Source organism: Nocardia sp. IBHARD005 (assembly GCF_052814245.1).
Genome location: NZ_CP199935.1, coordinates 5,430,555 through 5,445,936, shown reverse-complemented (window position 1 = coordinate 5,445,936; position 15,382 = coordinate 5,430,555). Strand labels below are relative to the sequence as shown.

13 protein-coding genes are annotated in these 15,382 nt (G+C 68.3%); 8 read left to right on the top strand and 5 right to left on the bottom strand.

Annotated elements, in window-relative coordinates; translation table 11 throughout:
• Nucleotides 1–66 precede the first annotated feature (66 nt).
• Nucleotides 67–2,325: a heavy metal translocating P-type ATPase gene (locus ACTWPB_RS25645; protein WP_446226482.1), complete on the top strand. Its 2,259-nt coding sequence runs from the start codon at nucleotides 67–69 to the stop codon at nucleotides 2,323–2,325.
• Between the two features lie 3 nt (nucleotides 2,326–2,328).
• Here the strand turns inward: ACTWPB_RS25645 and ACTWPB_RS25640 are convergent, their stop codons facing one another.
• Nucleotides 2,329–4,257, bottom strand: a complete 1,929-nt coding sequence (locus tag ACTWPB_RS25640) for a cytochrome c oxidase assembly protein (protein WP_446223078.1) — start codon at nucleotides 4,255–4,257, stop codon at nucleotides 2,329–2,331.
• Between the two features lie 659 nt (nucleotides 4,258–4,916).
• Between ACTWPB_RS25640 and ACTWPB_RS25635 the strand changes: the two genes are divergently transcribed.
• Nucleotides 4,917–5,984, top strand: a complete 1,068-nt coding sequence (locus tag ACTWPB_RS25635; RefSeq protein WP_446226481.1) for an NAD-dependent epimerase/dehydratase family protein — start codon at nucleotides 4,917–4,919, stop codon at nucleotides 5,982–5,984.
• Between the two features lie 3 nt (nucleotides 5,985–5,987).
• On the opposite strand, the gene ACTWPB_RS25630 is transcribed toward ACTWPB_RS25635, so the two are convergent.
• From ACTWPB_RS25630 to ACTWPB_RS25620, 3 genes are read right to left on the bottom strand one after another with little or no spacing between them, the layout of a single operon-like run.
• On the bottom strand, nucleotides 5,988–7,013 hold the full coding sequence (locus ACTWPB_RS25630) for a sensor histidine kinase (RefSeq protein ID WP_446223077.1): 1,026 nt from the start codon (nucleotides 7,011–7,013) through the stop codon (nucleotides 5,988–5,990).
• Entirely contained in the window at nucleotides 7,006–7,710 is a 705-nt protein-coding gene (locus ACTWPB_RS25625; protein ID WP_446223076.1) for a response regulator transcription factor, read from the bottom strand. The genes ACTWPB_RS25630 and ACTWPB_RS25625 overlap by 8 nt, the downstream gene beginning before the upstream one ends.
• A 4-nt stretch (nucleotides 7,711–7,714) precedes the next feature.
• Nucleotides 7,715–9,058, bottom strand: coding sequence for a hypothetical protein (locus ACTWPB_RS25620; RefSeq protein ID WP_446223075.1), 1,344 nt, complete (start codon nucleotides 9,056–9,058; stop codon nucleotides 7,715–7,717).
• Between the two features lie 103 nt (nucleotides 9,059–9,161).
• On the opposite strand from ACTWPB_RS25620, the gene ACTWPB_RS25615 reads away from it, so the two are divergent.
• The 6 genes from ACTWPB_RS25615 to ACTWPB_RS25590 all read left to right on the top strand — a co-directional run bounded on the left by ACTWPB_RS25615 (nucleotide 9,162) and on the right by ACTWPB_RS25590 (nucleotide 14,268).
• On the top strand, nucleotides 9,162–9,833 hold the full coding sequence (locus ACTWPB_RS25615; protein ID WP_446223074.1) for a glycosyltransferase family 2 protein: 672 nt from the start codon (nucleotides 9,162–9,164) through the stop codon (nucleotides 9,831–9,833).
• Nucleotides 9,830–10,555 carry a TIGR04282 family arsenosugar biosynthesis glycosyltransferase gene (locus ACTWPB_RS25610; protein ID WP_446223073.1) on the top strand — a complete coding sequence of 242 codons (726 nt, stop codon included), beginning with the start codon at nucleotides 9,830–9,832 and terminating at the stop codon, nucleotides 10,553–10,555. Before ACTWPB_RS25615 ends, ACTWPB_RS25610 begins: the two co-directional genes overlap by 4 nt.
• A complete protein-coding gene (locus tag ACTWPB_RS25605) occupies nucleotides 10,552–11,229 on the top strand; it encodes an SAM-dependent methyltransferase (RefSeq protein ID WP_446223072.1) in 678 nt (225 codons plus the stop codon). The genes ACTWPB_RS25610 and ACTWPB_RS25605 overlap by 4 nt, the downstream gene beginning before the upstream one ends.
• Nucleotides 11,226–12,374: a molybdopterin-dependent oxidoreductase gene (locus ACTWPB_RS25600; protein ID WP_446223071.1), complete on the top strand. Its 1,149-nt coding sequence runs from the start codon at nucleotides 11,226–11,228 to the stop codon at nucleotides 12,372–12,374. Before ACTWPB_RS25605 ends, ACTWPB_RS25600 begins: the two co-directional genes overlap by 4 nt.
• Entirely contained in the window at nucleotides 12,371–12,811 is a 441-nt protein-coding gene (locus ACTWPB_RS25595; RefSeq protein ID WP_446223070.1) for a hypothetical protein, read from the top strand. The genes ACTWPB_RS25600 and ACTWPB_RS25595 overlap by 4 nt, the downstream gene beginning before the upstream one ends.
• A 566-nt stretch (nucleotides 12,812–13,377) precedes the next feature.
• Complete coding sequence (locus ACTWPB_RS25590; RefSeq protein WP_446226480.1) at nucleotides 13,378–14,268, top strand: sterol desaturase family protein; 891 nt, start codon at nucleotides 13,378–13,380, stop codon at nucleotides 14,266–14,268.
• Nucleotides 14,269–14,767: 499 nt separating this feature from the next.
• Here ACTWPB_RS25590 and ACTWPB_RS25585 read toward each other — a convergent pair whose 3' ends face one another.
• Nucleotides 14,768–14,923 (bottom strand): DUF6131 family protein, encoded by a 156-nt coding sequence (locus tag ACTWPB_RS25585; RefSeq protein WP_446223069.1) that lies wholly within the window; start codon nucleotides 14,921–14,923, stop codon nucleotides 14,768–14,770.
• Nucleotides 14,924–15,382 lie beyond the last annotated feature (459 nt).

Genomic DNA, 15,382 nt, shown 5'->3' with positions numbered 1-15,382 from the left:
CCGACTGACTGGATGTGCACCGTCTTCCGCTGCTCACTGTTCGTGCCGCCGCGCCGCGCTCCGTCTCTGTGTGCCGTCGTGTCCGCTGACCTCGCGTCCGCCCCGCCCGCCGAGCGGGTGCGGCTGGCCGTCAGCGGGATGACTTGCGCGGCCTGCTCGGCCCGCGTCGAACGGCGACTCAACAAACTCGACGGCGTCACCGCCACCGTCAATTACGCCACCGGCATCGCCAGTATCGACGCCGGCGCGGTGCCGGTCGAGCAGCTGTGCGCGGAAGTCGTCGCCGCTGGTTACACTGCCGAACCCGCGGCTTCCGGCGGCTCCGCGTTCGCTCCGTCGGCGTCCGGCCAGGCTGAGGTCGTCGATCTGCGCCGCAGGATGTGCGTGGCGCTGGTCGCGTTCTTCCCGCTCGCTGATCTGTCGGTGATGTTCGCGATGGTCCCGAGCACCCGCTTCTCCGGCTGGCAGTTGCTGCTCACCGTCCTGGCCTTGCCCGTGGTGTTGTGGTCGGCGGCGCCCCTGCATCTGCGCGCCGTGCGCAACGCCCGCCACGGCGGTGTCGGCATGGACACCTTGGTCTCGGTGGGCGTGCTCACCGCCACCCTGTGGTCGCTGCAGGCGATGTACCTGCGCCCACCCCGCACCGACACCCCGGACGGCGTGTGGGCGGCGATCTGGTCCAGCGACTCGATCTATCTGGAAGCCGCCGCGGGAGTCACCGCCTTCGTCCTGGCCGGCCGCTACTTCGAGGCCAGGGCCCGCCGCACGGCCGGGGACGCGCTGGCCGCGCTCGCGGCGCTGGCCGCGCACGAGGTCACCATCCTCACCCGCGACGGCCGCGAGATCATCGTGCCGACCGCTGAACTGGGGGTCGGCCGCCAGTTCGTGGTGCGCCCCGGCGAGACGATCGCCGCCGACGGCGTCGTCATCGGCGGTGCGTCCAGTGTCGACGCCGCCGCCATGACCGGTGAGTCGGTGCCGGTGCAGGTCCGTGCGGGCGACTCGGTAGTGGGCGGCACGGTGGCATTGACCGGCCGCCTCACCGTCGAGGCGACCGCAGTCGGCGCGGACACCGCCCTGTCCGGCATGATCCGCCTGGTCGAGCAAGCCCAGCAGGGCAAAGCCCGCATGCAACGAGTCGCCGACCGAGTCTCGGCGGTATTCGTCCCGATCGTGTTCGCGCTGGCCGCGGCCACGTTCGTGGGTTGGCTGCTGCTCGGCGGCGGCACCGACCGGGCCGCGTCGGCGGCGATCGCCGTGCTGGTGGTGGCCTGCCCGTGCGCGCTGGGCCTGGCGATCCCCACCGCGCTGCTGGTCGCCTCCGGTCGCGGCGCGCAACTGGGCATCTTCATCAAGGGCCACCAGGCGCTCGAAGCCACCCGCGACGTCGATGTGGTGGTCTTCGACAAGACCGGAACCCTCACCAACGGCCGGATGCGGGTCGTGGCGGTCGGTACCGATAGCTTCGCCGAAGCCGAAGTGGTCCGCTTGGCCGGCGCTGTGGAAGCCGCCTCCGAACATGCCGTCGCGGGCGCCATCGCCGATCATGCCCGCGCCGCGGCAGAACTGGACCCCGTCGAGGACTTCGAGGCAATGCCCGGTCTCGGCGCCCAGGGTCGAGTGCTGAATCGGCAGGTCCTGGTGGGCCGCCCCCGGCTGATGACCGAGCGCGGCCTTCTCGTCCCCGACACGCTCGCCGCCGAGGCCGACCGGCATGCTCGCGCCGGCCGGACCGCTGTGCTGGTTGCAGTCGACGGCCGGGTCGCGGCGGTCGTCGCGGTCGCCGACACGGTCAAGGACTCCGCCGCTGCGGCGATCGAGCGCCTGCACCGCCTCGGCCTGCGGACGGTCGTGCTCACCGGGGACAACGAACACGTCGCCCGCGCGGTCGCCGCCGAAGTCGGCGTCACCGAAGTGCACGCCGAGCTGCTGCCGCACGACAAGGTGACTGTCATCGAGCAGTTGCGGGCAGCCGGGCACCGGGTCGCGATGGTCGGCGACGGCATCAACGACGGCGCCGCCCTGGCTACCGCCGACCTCGGTCTGGCGATCGGCGCAGGCACCGATGTCGCGATCGCCGCGGCCGATATCATCTTGGTCCGTGCCGATCTGGACACCGTCCCGGACGCGGTCGAACTCGCCCATGCGACCCTGCGCACCATCCGGGGCAACCTGATGTGGGCGTTCGGCTACAACATCGTCGCGATACCGATCGCCGCGCTGGGCTGGTTGAATCCGCTGGTCGCCGGTGCGGCGATGGCGTTCTCGTCGTTCTTCGTGGTCACCAACAGCCTGCGGCTGCGCCGGGTGCGACCGGGCCGCTGAACCTCACCGGCGGGTCCGCGTCAGCTCGGCGAGCATGGCGTTGTAGGCGTCGAGATCGGAATCGCCGTAGGTGTCGTCCTTGCGGTCGGTGCGGACCGCGGTGCGCCGGTCTTGGGCTACCCACTGCGACAGCAGCGCGCCGACCACGATCAGCACCGGCACTTCACCGGCCACCCAGGCGATGCCGCCACCGGCTCGCTGATCGGCCAGCAGATCGATCCCCCACGGCAACTGCAGGTTGGTGTAGAAGCGCTCGCCGATCACCGTGGTCATCGACATCACCGCCACCCCGAAGAAAGCGTGAAACGGCATGATCGCGAACAACATGCCGAGCCTACCCAGATGCGGCAGCCTGCGTGGCCCGGGATCGATGCCGATGATCGCCCAGTAGAACAGGTAGCCCACCAGCAGAAAGTGCATGTTCATCAGCAGGTGCCCCCAGTGGTATCGGTTGAGCGCCTCGAACAACGAGGTGAAGTACAGCCCGTAGAGCGACACCACGAACGCCGAGATCGAGAACCCCGGATGCGCGAACACCGCGGTGGGACGCGAGTGCAGCACCGCGAGCACCCCCTCCCGCACCCCGCGCAGCCCGTCGCGCCCGGCCGGCGGCACCACCCGCAGCAGCAGCGTCACCGGCGCCCCCAGCACCAACAGCACCGGCACCACCATGTTCAACGCCATGTGCGTGATCATGTGCAGGCTGAACATCGCGTACCCGTACGCGCCTATCCCCGACGAGGTAGCCATCAGGAGCACCCCGCACCCAGCGAGCCAGGACAGTCCTCGCCACCGCGACCAGGCATCGCCACGCCGCCGCAGCCGCACGACCCCGGCGCAGTAGAACAGCGCCCCCACCACCGCCGCACCGCCCAGCACGACATCGAAACGCCAGAACGTCAGCAACTGCCACCCCGTTGGCGGTACCGGCACGTCGAATCCGATGAACGCCTCGTGCGCGGTGAACTGCCTGCCCGCGAACGCCGGCGCAGGCCGCATCCCAGCCAGCGCGAACAGCACCACCGCCACCAGCGCCGCGGCCCCGCCCAGCGCAACACTCGTGCCGCGCCACACCACCGAAACTCCCACCACGCCCAGCAGGACAGTCCCCCCGACCGCCAGCCGCCCATACCCCGTGCCGAGGAGCGCGGCGGCCGGCACGAACAGCACCGCCAGCACAACCGCGCATACCGCCGCGACCAGCAGGCACATCGCGACCAGCAAACGAGTCCGGCGCAGCACCGCCGCCCGGTGCAACCCACGGCGCGTCAGATGGTCCCGCACACACCACAGCAGACCCACCGGCACCGATATCGCGAGCTGAAAAAGAATCACCGCCCCCGTGGCGTAATCGTGCCCCGGCCCCTCGCCCGCATTCCCTACCACCACCGGCGGCAACACCGCGATCCCGGCAAGCACCGCCAGTCCCACCGCGCCGTTCCACGACAGCACCAGCCGCGCCAGCGCAGCCACCGCAGTGGCGAACACCGCCACCACAAGCCACGCCTTCGGTTTGTCACCCGCGTCGATCAGCGCCCCCAGCGCCCCGCGGGCGAGCATCTCCGATGTGGACATCCCCCCGATGTCGGCCGCCGACACCGGCACCAGCGCGGTCGCGGCCAGAGCCCACACCACACCTGTGCGTTCCACGAGCCGGATGCCGGCATAGCCGTCGACCCCCACCCGGCCGTACGCGCCCGTCTCGGTACAACTCACGACATAGACCAGGGCCCCGAGGGTCACTGCCCCCGCGACCATCGCGACGATCCGCAGCCCGCCGTACATCCACGCCTGCACCATCCCCGGATACGCCGTCCCGGCCGCCAGATACGGAAAGTCCGCAGCAGCACCGACGACAACGAACACCAGCACAGTCGCCAACACCACGGCACCCGGCCGTTCCGCGCGCCGCGACATCACTGCGGTCTTCATCGACATCCACCTCCGAAACCGGCTTCGCGCCATAACGCCCAGGCAGGTAGTCGTGCCGCGGCCCTGGCCGGTTCCCCACGCCGTGCGGTGTGACCGAGCTCGCCTACGCCAGGCAACACAGGTAGACGGGAAGTGAATCGCCCTCGGCGTTGATGCTCACCTTGGTGTTCCCGAGTATCCAGCGCATTGGTGTTCCCGAGTATCCAGCGCCGGTTTGCTCGACTCTCGGTCCGGTGAGTGGTCGCGGCCGAGGTGATGAGATCGCCGAGTCAGCAACAGTCGACGAGACCGAGGCGGACGTCGGGTGGTGTACGACCCGCGTGATATGAGCACTTCGACCGTGATCTGTAGGCGAGTCGCGCACTGCCGAGAGCGCGATCGAGGCACGTCGCTGAGATCCGTGACCTCATCGGTAAACACCGCGTCGGTCGAGGCCTTAACAGCGGGTTCACCGTCGACGGTCATAGCAAGGGGTTCGATAACCCTGACCGGCGTCGGGGGTCGTGACAAAAGTCTGACGGCACCGATGGGCGCGTCGGCATCACGGTGCCGAGGGGGCAGGATCGGGCTATGACCCCGATAGAACGCAGCGCCATGAACACTGTTGTCGCCCGATCCTGGGCTGACGGCACCGTTAGCAGTATGTCGTCGGAAAGGAGCTGAACGTGGTACGGGTTCTCTTGACGGGCGCGGCCGGCTTCATCGGCACCCATGTCCACAGCGTGCTCGAGGCGGCGGGTCATGACGTGGTCGCCGTCGATCTGATGCTGCCCGCCGCGCACGGCACCGCCGCACGACCGCCGGAAGGTGTGGGCTACGCCGATGTTCGTGATCGAGCGGCGCTGGACGCGCTGCTCGACGGGGTCCACGTCGTCTGTCACCAGGCTGCGGTCGTCGGGGCCGGTGTGAGCGCGCAGGACGCGCCCGCCTATGCCAGTCACAACGATTACGGCACCGCGGTGCTGCTGGCGGCAATGGCCCGGGCAGGGTGCGGCCAGCTCGTACTGGCCTCGTCGATGGTGGTGTACGGCGAAGGGTGTTATCGCGGCGCGCAGTGCGGCCCGGTCGAAGTGAGTATGCGCGATCGGGCCGACCTCGACGCCGGAATGTTCGAACACCGCGACCCGGCGACCGGTGAGATTCTCGGCTGGTCGACGGTTGACGAGAACGCGCCGTTGCGGCCGCGGAGTTTGTACGCGGCCAGCAAACTGGCGCAGGAGAACTACGCGGCGGCCTGGGCTGCGGTGACCGGCGCGAGTGTCACCGCGCTGCGCTATCACAACGTCTACGGCGACGGGATGCCCAGGGACACACCGTATTCCGGTGTCGCGGCAATCTTCCGCTCGGCGCTGGAGGCGGGGCGAGCACCGCAGGTGTTCGAGGACGGCGGCCAGGCGCGGGATTTCGTGCATGTCACCGATATCGCGGCGGCGAACCTAGCGGCTGTCGAACAGCCGCAGCCCGGGTTCGTGGCCCTCAATGTCTCGTCGGGGCAGCCGATCACGATCGGCGAGGTCGCGTCGGTGTTGGCGCAGGCCTGTGGTGGTCCGGCGCCGGTGGTGACCGGACACTACCGTGCCGGGGACGTGCGCCATATCGTGGCCGATCCCGAGCGTGCCCGGCGCACATTGGGATTCGTGGCCAAGGTCGATCCGGCAGCGGGTCTTGCGCAGTTCGCCACCGCGCCGTTGCGACCGACGGCGGGGGTTGGCATGCCGGCGGTGTAGGTATCAGGTCCCCGGCAGTGGCAGTCTGACCTCGAAACGGCAGCCCTGTTCCCGGTTTTCGGCGGTGATGTCGCCGTGGTGGGCTTCGATGAGACCGGCGGCGATGGCCAGTCCCATGCCGCTGCCGACGGGGATCCCGTCGGCAGCGACGGGGGAGCGGGCGGCGTTGCCGCGATAGGCGACTTCGAAGATGCGTGGCAGGTCGTCGTCGGCGATTCCCGGTCCGGTGTCCTCGATGCGGGCCCAGGCGTGGTCGTCGGTGGTGCCGGCCGAGATCGCGACGTGTCCGCCAGGTGGTGTGTGGGCGATGGCGTTGGAGACGAGATTGGTCAGCACCCGGCCCAGCGCGTGATCATTGGCGGTGATCACGATGCCGGTGTCGGGTTGCTCGGCGTGCAGCGACACCTGGGCCTGGTCGGCGGTGGGACGGTTGGCGGCCAGTACCTCGTCGATCAGCTCGCGGAGGTCGACCGGTTCCAGTTCCAGCCGCAGCGCGCCCGCGTTGATCTTCGACATTTCGAACAGGTCGTCGACCATCCTTGCGAGCCGGTCGGTTTCGATGCCGATCTGCTCGGCGTACCGGGTGGCGTCGGGTTTGGCGTGGACGACACCGTCGGACAATGCCTCGGCCATCGCCCTGATGCCGGCCAGCGGGGTGCGCAGGTCGTGGCTGACCCAGGCCACCAGTTCCCGCCGTGTTTGTTCCGCGGCCCGTTCCTGCTCGCGGATCTGCTTCTCCCATACGGTTTTGCGTGCTTGCTCGCGGCCGAGCAGGACGGCGGCGGGCACGGTCACCGCCGCGACAACGGCGAGGACGATGGCGGTGCGCTGGAGTTCGTGGGTGAACATCAGCCCGCTGACGCCGATGACACCGGCCAGTGTCGACAGGGTGGGGATCAGGACGAGCACCGCCATGCTGGTGGTCAGCGAGCGGTTGCTGGTCGCCCGCAGCAGCAGCGCGCCGATCACGACGATCGGCACCGAACAGGCCAGGGCGTAGCCGACGAGCTGGGTGGTGTCCTCAGGCATGGTCGTCCTTCGGTCGGGCGTCGGCGCGAGCCCAGGAATATCCGTGGCCCCAGACGGTATCGATGCGGTGCAGGTCGCCGAGCTTGGCTCTGACCCGTTTGACGTGCACGGTGACGGTGGACAGGTCGCCGAAGTCCCAGCCCCACACCTGGGCCAGCAGTTCGGTGCGGCTGAACACCTGCTGCGGATGGCGCAGGAGAAACACGAGCAGGTCGTATTCGCGTGGGGTCAGCTCCACCGGCTCCCGGTCGACGAAGACGAGCCGACCGGTGGGGTGCATCTCGATGGGGCCGTCGCGCAGGACGAGATGTTCGGTATCGGGCCGCAGGTGTGATCTGCGGAGAACCGAGGAGACCCGCAGCGCGAGTTCGCGGGGACTGAACGGTTTGGTCACGTAATCGTCGGCACCGGCTTCCAAGCCGAGGACCCGGTCGTCCTCGTCGCCGAGCGCGGTGAGCAGGATGATCGGTGTCTGTGGGCGTTGACCCGAGCGCACTGCCCGGCAGATGTCGATACCGTCGGGTGCGGGCATCATCACGTCGAGCACAGCGAGCTCGATAGTGTCACCGTGTTCGGCCAGCGCCGACGATGTCGCCGGGCCGTCACCGGTCTCGATAACGGAGTACCCGTCGCGTTCGAGGTAGCGGCGTACCACCTCCCGCACCACGGGGTCGTCGTCGGCGATCAGAATGCACATGCGCTCACCAATTCGTCAGGATGGTGTGGGCGATCAGGAGGGCACCCAGGGATTGGACGGCGAGCCAGGCTCGCGCACCGGATCGTGGGAGGAACGCGGTCGCGGCGAGAACCCAGACGGCGAAGGGGAGCCAGATGCGTTCGGTCTCGGCCTTGCTCAAGCCGCTGGCATCGGCGACCACCATCGCGCACACGCCCCCGAGGACCAGCAGCGCCGTCGGGTCCAGTGCGCGCACTCTCGGCCAGGACAGTGCTCGATGCAGTCCTGCCGCGCTCGCGAGGCCGACCGCGCAGAGGGTCGCTGCGAGGTTGGCCCACCACCAGTACGCGAACGGTCGCTCGGCGGCGATGCCCTGGTAATAGCGCTGCACCACGAGATGGTACCCGTCGAGCCACCAGAACCCCGCCCCGGTGAAAGCGGCGGCGACGACAAGTGCGCCGAGCAGTGCGGGCAGTAGCGGCCGCACCGTGCGCGCGGCGATGAGCACCGCGACCGCGGGCAACGCCATGAGCACCAGCCCGTAGCTGAGGTAGATGCCGAACCCGAACAGCATCCCCGCCGCGACGGCGATGATCGGCCGGCTCGCCGAGCGAGTCGCGACGGCCAGCAGCGCGACCGCCCACGCGGTGACACCGGCGAACATCGCGTCCGCGGAGACCGCGAACCAGAGCGCGGCGGGGGCCAGTGAGAGGAACGGCAGCGCCGCGCGAGCGCGGTCCTGCGCACACAGTGCGCGCAGCGCGACCGCGACCGCGACCGTGGTGCTGGTGCCGATCAGCATGCAGGCCAGCCCTGCCCAGCCGCCGCCGCTGAGACCCACGCGGTCGAGCAGCACGAAGAACAACAGCGCGCCCGGTGGATGCCCGGCGACGTGGGTGGTCCACGAGTCCGGCTGGAAATCCAGGATCCGGCCGGAGAAGCCGCGCAGCATCGCGGGGATGTCGGTGACGCCGGCCACTTCGTGGAGGTACTCGTTGGAATCGGTGAGCCGGCCGGCGAAGCCGCGGTGCCAGCCGTCGACCATCGCCAGCGCGAACGCCCAGGTGGTCGCTGTCAGCCAGGCCAGCGCTAATAGCCGCCGCCATGGCAGCGACCCGGCCAGGGTCGGGCCGTACAGCACGACCGCCGCAGCGACGACGACGGCGGGAATCGTTCCCCATCCGGCATGCGGCAACCAGGTGCCGAACAGGGGGGCCGCGCCCGCGTACAGCGAGCGTCGCCAGGGGTCACTCGCGATGCGCGGGACGACGAACGCGGCAGTGATCAGCGCGGCGGCCAGGGCGGCACCGACGGGCGCGCCGCGGAGTCCGGATCGACGCCGACCGGTGACCAGGGTGTGGGTTTGCACAGTTCTCACCCTAGGTCCGTGCCCGGTGACCAGCGTGGGCCCAGCGGCGCGCTGTCATTGTTTCGTCACAGGATTTCCGGTCCGGGGGGCTTAGCGTCGAATCATGACAAAACCGCTGGAAAATCCAGGTGAGATCACCGTCGTCATCCCGTGCCGGGATGAGGCTGAGGCGCTGCCGGAGGTGCTCGCAGCCATCCCGCCCGGTTATCACGCACTGGTCGTCGACAACGGTTCGACCGACGCGACAGCGGCCGTCGCCTGGGGCAACGGGGCGACGGTGGTGTCGGAGGTCACGCCCGGCTACGGTGCTGCGGTCCAGGCCGGCATCGCGGCCGCCCGCACCGAACTGGTCGCGGTGCTCGACGGCGACGGATCGATGGACCCCGGTGAGCTGCCCGCACTGGTCGAGCTGATGCGCGATGGCGCAGATCTCGCCGTCGGGCGGCGCGTCCCGGTATCTACGGGGGTCTGGCCGTGGCACGCGCGACTGGGCAATCAGGTGATCGCATGGCGGCTGCGACGCCGATACGGGCTGCCGGTCCACGACATCGCCGCGATGCGGGTGGCCCGCCGCAGCGCGCTGCTCGCGCTCGGGCCGTTGCACACTCGATCCGGGTACCCCCTGGAACTCCTTGTCGGCGCGGCGGGCGCGGGCTGGCGAATCGTCGAGCGCGACATCACCTACCGCCCGCGGGCAGGAGGGGTTTCCAAAGTGTCCGGGTCATGGCGGGGTTCGGTGCACGCGACCCGCGACTTCCTGGCGGTCCTGCGATGAGCGGGGGTGGAGGGCCGACCACACTGGCGGTGACACTGCTGGTGATCGCCAAGGCGCCGATCGCCGGGTACGCCAAGACCCGGTTGACGCCCCCGCTGACACCTCGAGACGCGGCAGATATCGCCGCCGCCTCGTTGCTCGACACCCTGGATTCGGTGTCACGCAGCCGGGTCGCCCATCGAGTCATCGCCTTCACCGGGGAGCTGGCTGCGGCGCAACGCCGCACCGAATTGACCAGGGCGCTGAGCGAGTTCGAGGTGATACCCCAGCGTGGCACCGGCTTCGGTACCCGGCTGGCCAACGCGCACGCCGACGCCGCGCGCCACGGACTACCCGTGTTGCAGATCGGGATGGACACCCCGCAGGTCGGGCCCGAGGTACTGACCCGGTCGGCGCGCGCGTTGCTCGACGGTGGCGCTGGACCGGATGGCCGCGCGCGAGCTGACGCCGTCCTCGGCCTCGCCGAGGACGGCGGTTGGTGGGCGCTCGGCCTGACCGAGCCACAGGCTGCGCGGGTACTCGTCGATGTCCCGATGTCGACGCCACACACGGGGGCTCTCACCAGGGAAGCGTTGCAGGACTGCGGAAATCGGGTTCGGCTGTTGCCTGCTTTCGCCGACGTGGACACCTTCGACGACGCGCTGCACGTGGCTGCGGTGACCGGCGGGCATTTCGCCGACGCGATGGCCGCGCTGCGCTGGAGCGGGCTGGCGCGGCGATGAGCACCATCGATACCGCACTGTTCGATCAGGCGCTGGCGGGGGACGACTGCTGGGTCCGCACCGCGAACGGGTCGCGGCGCCCGCTGCCGACCCGGCGCTGGCTCGGTGCGTCCGACGCGGTGGTCGACCGGCTCGCCGATTCCGCCCTGATCTGCTGTTGCGACGGCCCGACCATCGATCTCGGATGCGGTCCAGGACGGCTGGTGGCCGGGCTCGTGCGGCGCGGCGTCATCGCGCTGGGCGTCGACATCTCGCCGATGGCCGTCGCGGTCAGCCGATTCCGTGGTGCCCCCGCGCTGCGCCGCGATCTGTTCGGGCCGCTGCCCGGTTCGGGCCGCTGGGCGTATGCGATCCTGGCTGACGGCAACCTCGGCATCGGTGCCGACCCGGTGCGCATGCTGGCCAACGCCGGGTCCCTGCTCGCGCGCGACGGCATCGTCGTCGTCGAATTCGCCGCGCCAGGAACCGGTATGGTGACCGACACGATCCGCCTGGAGACCCGGACCGTGGTCGGGGAATGGTTCCCCTGGGCACGTGTGGGCATCGAGCTCGCCGATCCGATCGCGGCCGCGGCCGGCTTGCGCGTGCTGACGACCGCGAATGTCTCCGGGCGATACATCGCGTGGCTGCACCACAGTGCCCCGGCCGCCGGCTCGACGGTGGGGCAGCGATGAGAACGCCGCGGGCTGCCGATCTGCGCGTATCGAGCGCGCGGGGGCCGCAGGTCGCTGCCCGGGTCGGTATCGCGCTCGGCGCGGCCGTGCTCGTCTGTTTCGTGACCGGCCTGCTGAGCCACTGGATTCAGCATCCGCCGGACTGGTTCCGGTGGCCCGCGCACCCGGTCTGGCTGTATCAGCTCACCCAGGGATTGCATGTGCTCTCCGGCATCGCGGCGATCCCGTTGCTGCTGGTGAAGCTGTGGGCGGTGTATCCGAGGCTGTTCGCGAAGCCACTGATCGGGTCACCGGTTCGCGCGCTCGAGCGCGGCTCGATCGCACTGCTGGTCGGCTCGACCATCTTCCAGCTGAGTACCGGGCTGCTCAACACCGTCCAGTACTACCCGTGGAAGTTCTTCTTCCCTACCGTGCACTACGCCATGGCCTACGTCGCCCTCGGCGCGCTGACCGTCCACCTGGCAGTCAAGATCCCGGTGGTCCGCTCCGCTCTGAGCCGCCGCGTCGATGACGGCCAGCACACCCAACCCACGGATACCGCCGTACACCACGACATTTCGCGCCGAGCGGTACTCGCTGCCGCCGGCCTGTCGGCCACGGTGGCGGTGGTCGCCGTCGCGGGGCAGACAGTGCCGTTTCTGCGCCGGATATCGGTCCTGGCTCCGCGCAGCGGGCACGGGCCCCAGGGGCTACCGGTCAACCGCTCCGCCGCGGCGGCCGGAGTTGCCTCCCGCGCCACCGATGTCGACTATCGATTGACAGTCGTCCTCGGGGAGCGGCGGCGCGGCTTCACCCGAGCCGAACTGCTCGCCCTGCCGCAGACCAACGCTCGACTGCCGATCGCCTGCGTCGAAGGCTGGAGCGCCACCGCCGACTGGACCGGCGTCCGGCTGCGCGATCTGCTCGCCGCAGTCGGTGAATACCGGGGCGGCGAGGTCCGGTTCATCTCACTCGAGCAGGGCGGTCTCTACAGCAGTTCGATTCTGCCGCAACCTCACGTGATCGATGCCGACACACTGGTCGCGCTGGCGGTCAACGGCGAAACCCTCGACCTGGACCACGGCTATCCCTGTCGCCTGATCGCACCGAGCCGGCCCGGCGTGCTGCAAACGAAATGGCTGTCCACGATCGAGGTGCTGGGATGAGCGCCGTCCGGGTGTTGCTCGCGCTGCTCGGCATAGGGTTGACGGGCTATGGGATCGCTCTGCTGTCGGAGCTGAGCAGAACCGATCTGGTCTCGGTCGGGGTGTGGTTCGCCGCCGGAATCGTTCTGCACGACGCACTTTTCGCACCGCTGTGCGTGGTTGTCGGGGTCGGGGCTCGCCGGATCCTGCCAGGTACCTGGTGGGCGGCGGCGGCCTGCGGCGCGGTCGCCACGGTCGCTGTCGTGGTGCTCGCGGTGCCGGTAGTCGGTCGCGGCGATGCCCTCCCGGACAACCCCACCGTGCTCGACCGTGACTACCCGGCGGGTGTGCTCGCCGCGGTGGTGACCGTGTGGGTATTCGTCGTCCTCGGCGCCGTCACCCGCCGCGGCGTCAGGGCGGCACGCCTCGTGCATCGTCGAGCCGGGTTCGATCGGTGATAGGTGGGCGTCTTCTTGCTCGGCGACTGGCTTGGGTGCCGGGGTTGTTCGGGGTTGCCGGATCGCCACGCCAGCCAGGTGGTCAGGGAGCCGTGGGAGATGCCCAGGTAGGTGGCGATCCCGGCTATGGTCGCGCGACCGCGTCGCGGCGGAACACTCGGTGATGCGCGGCCGACGTGCCAGCTCTAGGAAGCCCCAAGAGCTGCTGCCGAATTCGCGTCGACGCAGATCATAGGCGCCGGCCGAGCCTGCCGGAGCCCTGAGTGGTCACCGGCCCGAGTCCGGGCGAACAGCGCTCGATGATATCAACGGATCGAGACCCACACTCCGGCATCGTTTTCGGGCTCTGTGGTCGACTACGGGGTTCCCATCCATACCTGGGGTTCGCTACGAATCCAGCGTGGATTGATACGGCTGTGACTGCATCGACGCTCGTAGTGCAAGCCACGTCGTTCGCGGTGGTCCAGCAGCAACGATCTGGCCGAGTCGTGATCCTGGGGAAGCGGCACCACACCTGGCCGCCCATCGGCGCCGCTGTGTGCAGCATGTTTGAGGAGATCTCGTTGATGTCCCAGCTCTGGCACCAGATGAACAATCCCTTGCTGTATGCCATTCCGGTGTTTCTGGTGTTCGTCATCATCGAAGCGGTGGTGCTGCGGGTCCACGATTACGGCGAGGTGACCGGGTACGAGGCCACCGATGTGCGTGTCAGCATCAGCATGGGTGCTGTGTCGCTGGTGTCGTTGTTCCTGCTCGAGCTCGTCTCGCTGGTGGCCTTCGTTTTCCTGTGGACTTACCTGGCGCCCTGGCATATTCGGGCCGATACGTGGTGGAGTTGGTTGCTGCTGATCGTGGCAGTAGATTTCGCCTGGTATTGCAACCACCGGTTTTCCCACCGGGTGCGCATCGGTTGGGCCGGTCACCAAGCTCACCATTCCAGCGAGCACTTCAACCTCAGTACCGCCCTGCGGCAGAAATGGAACCCGTGGTCGGAGGGCCTGTTCTGGATCCCGCTGCCGCTGTTGGGCTTCGAGCCGTGGATGATCTATCCGGCGTTCTCGATCAACCTGATCTACCAGTTCTTCACACATACCGAGGTCGTCGGCAGGTTGCCCCGGCCAGTGGAATTCGTGTTCAACACCCCGTCTCATCATCGCGTCCATCACGCCAGCGACCAGCAGTACCTCGACACGAACTACGGCGGCATACTGATCTTGTGGGACCGCATCTTCGGCACCTTCCAAACCGAGCTGCACCGACCCACTTACGGGCTCACCAAGCCGGTGAACACCCACAACCTGCTCGAACTCGAGTATCACGAGTACGGAAACATCATGGATGACGTCCGCAGCGCACGAGGTCTGCGCAACAAGCTGGGTTATATCTTCGGCCCACCCGGCTGGCGGCCCGAAGAGTTCCGTGAGAGAAGACAACGGGTATGCCGGACCACGGAATAGGTAGCCCTCAGCCGCAGCGTTTCGTCGAGCGCGTCACGAATGTGGTCGATCGATAGTTCGATTTGCGGGGAAATCGGAACGGCCCGGGCCGTGCGGGGGTCGAGTCCATCGCCGATGAGACAGTACCGGACGGACGTCCAGTTCGCCGCGCGCAATGTCTCCGCGGCGGGCCTGTGCCGGCGCCATGATGAGGTCCCCTGTTCGTGGACCAAGGTCGGCGAATCGCTTCGCCATTCGCCGGTAGCGGTTGTCCATCGCGGCGGACGCCACCATCGATCGCATCTCCAGTAGACGTGCGCGTAATCGGCGACAGTCAGAACATGCCGCCGAGTTGGTCTCGATCTGGCACTGCGAGAGTTCCAGTTGGAACGGAAGGCCGAGCCCTCCGCAGCCGTCGCAACCTGCGCATCAGCGGCTGCCCGGTCGTTGGGTCGATCAGGAGGAACTCCTCCGCTTCGCCCATCGACGGAATTGTGGTGTGAACTCTTTGCCTATGGCTCTAGTACCAATGCTTCCGGCCACCGACCACGCGCCCTGTTGAACCGAGCAGCAAGAGGATCAATCCGATAACAAGGACGACGATTCCGATCGTCCAGAGGATCGAGATCCCGGTCAGGAAGCCGATTAACAACAAAATCAACCCGAGCACGATCATGGCCGCACCTCATTTCATTGAACTAGAGCGAGAACGCTGCCGGGTAACTCCATTAAACACGCACACCCCACCATTCGGAAGATGACGCCCTACGACGCGGCGCGATGGCGACCGGCCTGGCCTCGAGCTGGCGTTGGGCGGCGAATAAACTCCGAGGCCGTCCCGCGCATGGACGGCAAGGAACCCGCTCTGGTGGCAGTGAACGTCGGGGTCCCGAGGCCGTGGAATCAATGCTTGCGGGATTATTGCGAGACCGAGGAAGGGTGATGGGGCGGGTCGCCTTTCGCGCCTGGACCAAATGGTCATAGTCCCAGTTTGTCAGCGGTATTGGCGCGCCATGCCGGTGGACCGAAGGTGGGTTTGCTGAACGTGTGCTGTCTGTATCCTTTGCGCGTCCTGGTCGAAAGAGGCGAGCGGGTATTTGTTCGCCTTATGAGTGTCGGAGGTTTGTGCGCACAT

Bases quoted from the DNA above. Each gene is read 5' to 3' on its own strand.
- ACTWPB_RS25640 (WP_446223078.1), bottom strand. From the start codon at position 4,257: ATGAAGACCGCAGTGATGTCGCGGCGCGCGGAACGGCCGGGTGCCGTG.
- ACTWPB_RS25630 (WP_446223077.1), bottom strand. From the start codon at position 7,013: ATGCCTGAGGACACCACCCAGCTCGTCGGCTACGCCCTGGCCTGTTCG.
- ACTWPB_RS25625 (WP_446223076.1), bottom strand. From the start codon at position 7,710: ATGTGCATTCTGATCGCCGACGACGACCCCGTGGTGCGGGAGGTGGTA.
- ACTWPB_RS25615 (WP_446223074.1), top strand. From the start codon at position 9,162: ATGACAAAACCGCTGGAAAATCCAGGTGAGATCACCGTCGTCATCCCG.
- ACTWPB_RS25610 (WP_446223073.1), top strand. From the start codon at position 9,830: ATGAGCGGGGGTGGAGGGCCGACCACACTGGCGGTGACACTGCTGGTG.
- ACTWPB_RS25605 (WP_446223072.1), top strand. From the start codon at position 10,552: ATGAGCACCATCGATACCGCACTGTTCGATCAGGCGCTGGCGGGGGAC.
- ACTWPB_RS25600 (WP_446223071.1), top strand. From the start codon at position 11,226: ATGAGAACGCCGCGGGCTGCCGATCTGCGCGTATCGAGCGCGCGGGGG.
- ACTWPB_RS25595 (WP_446223070.1), top strand. From the start codon at position 12,371: ATGAGCGCCGTCCGGGTGTTGCTCGCGCTGCTCGGCATAGGGTTGACG.
- ACTWPB_RS25590 (WP_446226480.1), top strand. From the start codon at position 13,378: ATGTCCCAGCTCTGGCACCAGATGAACAATCCCTTGCTGTATGCCATT.
- ACTWPB_RS25585 (WP_446223069.1), bottom strand. From the start codon at position 14,923: ATGATCGTGCTCGGGTTGATTTTGTTGTTAATCGGCTTCCTGACCGGG.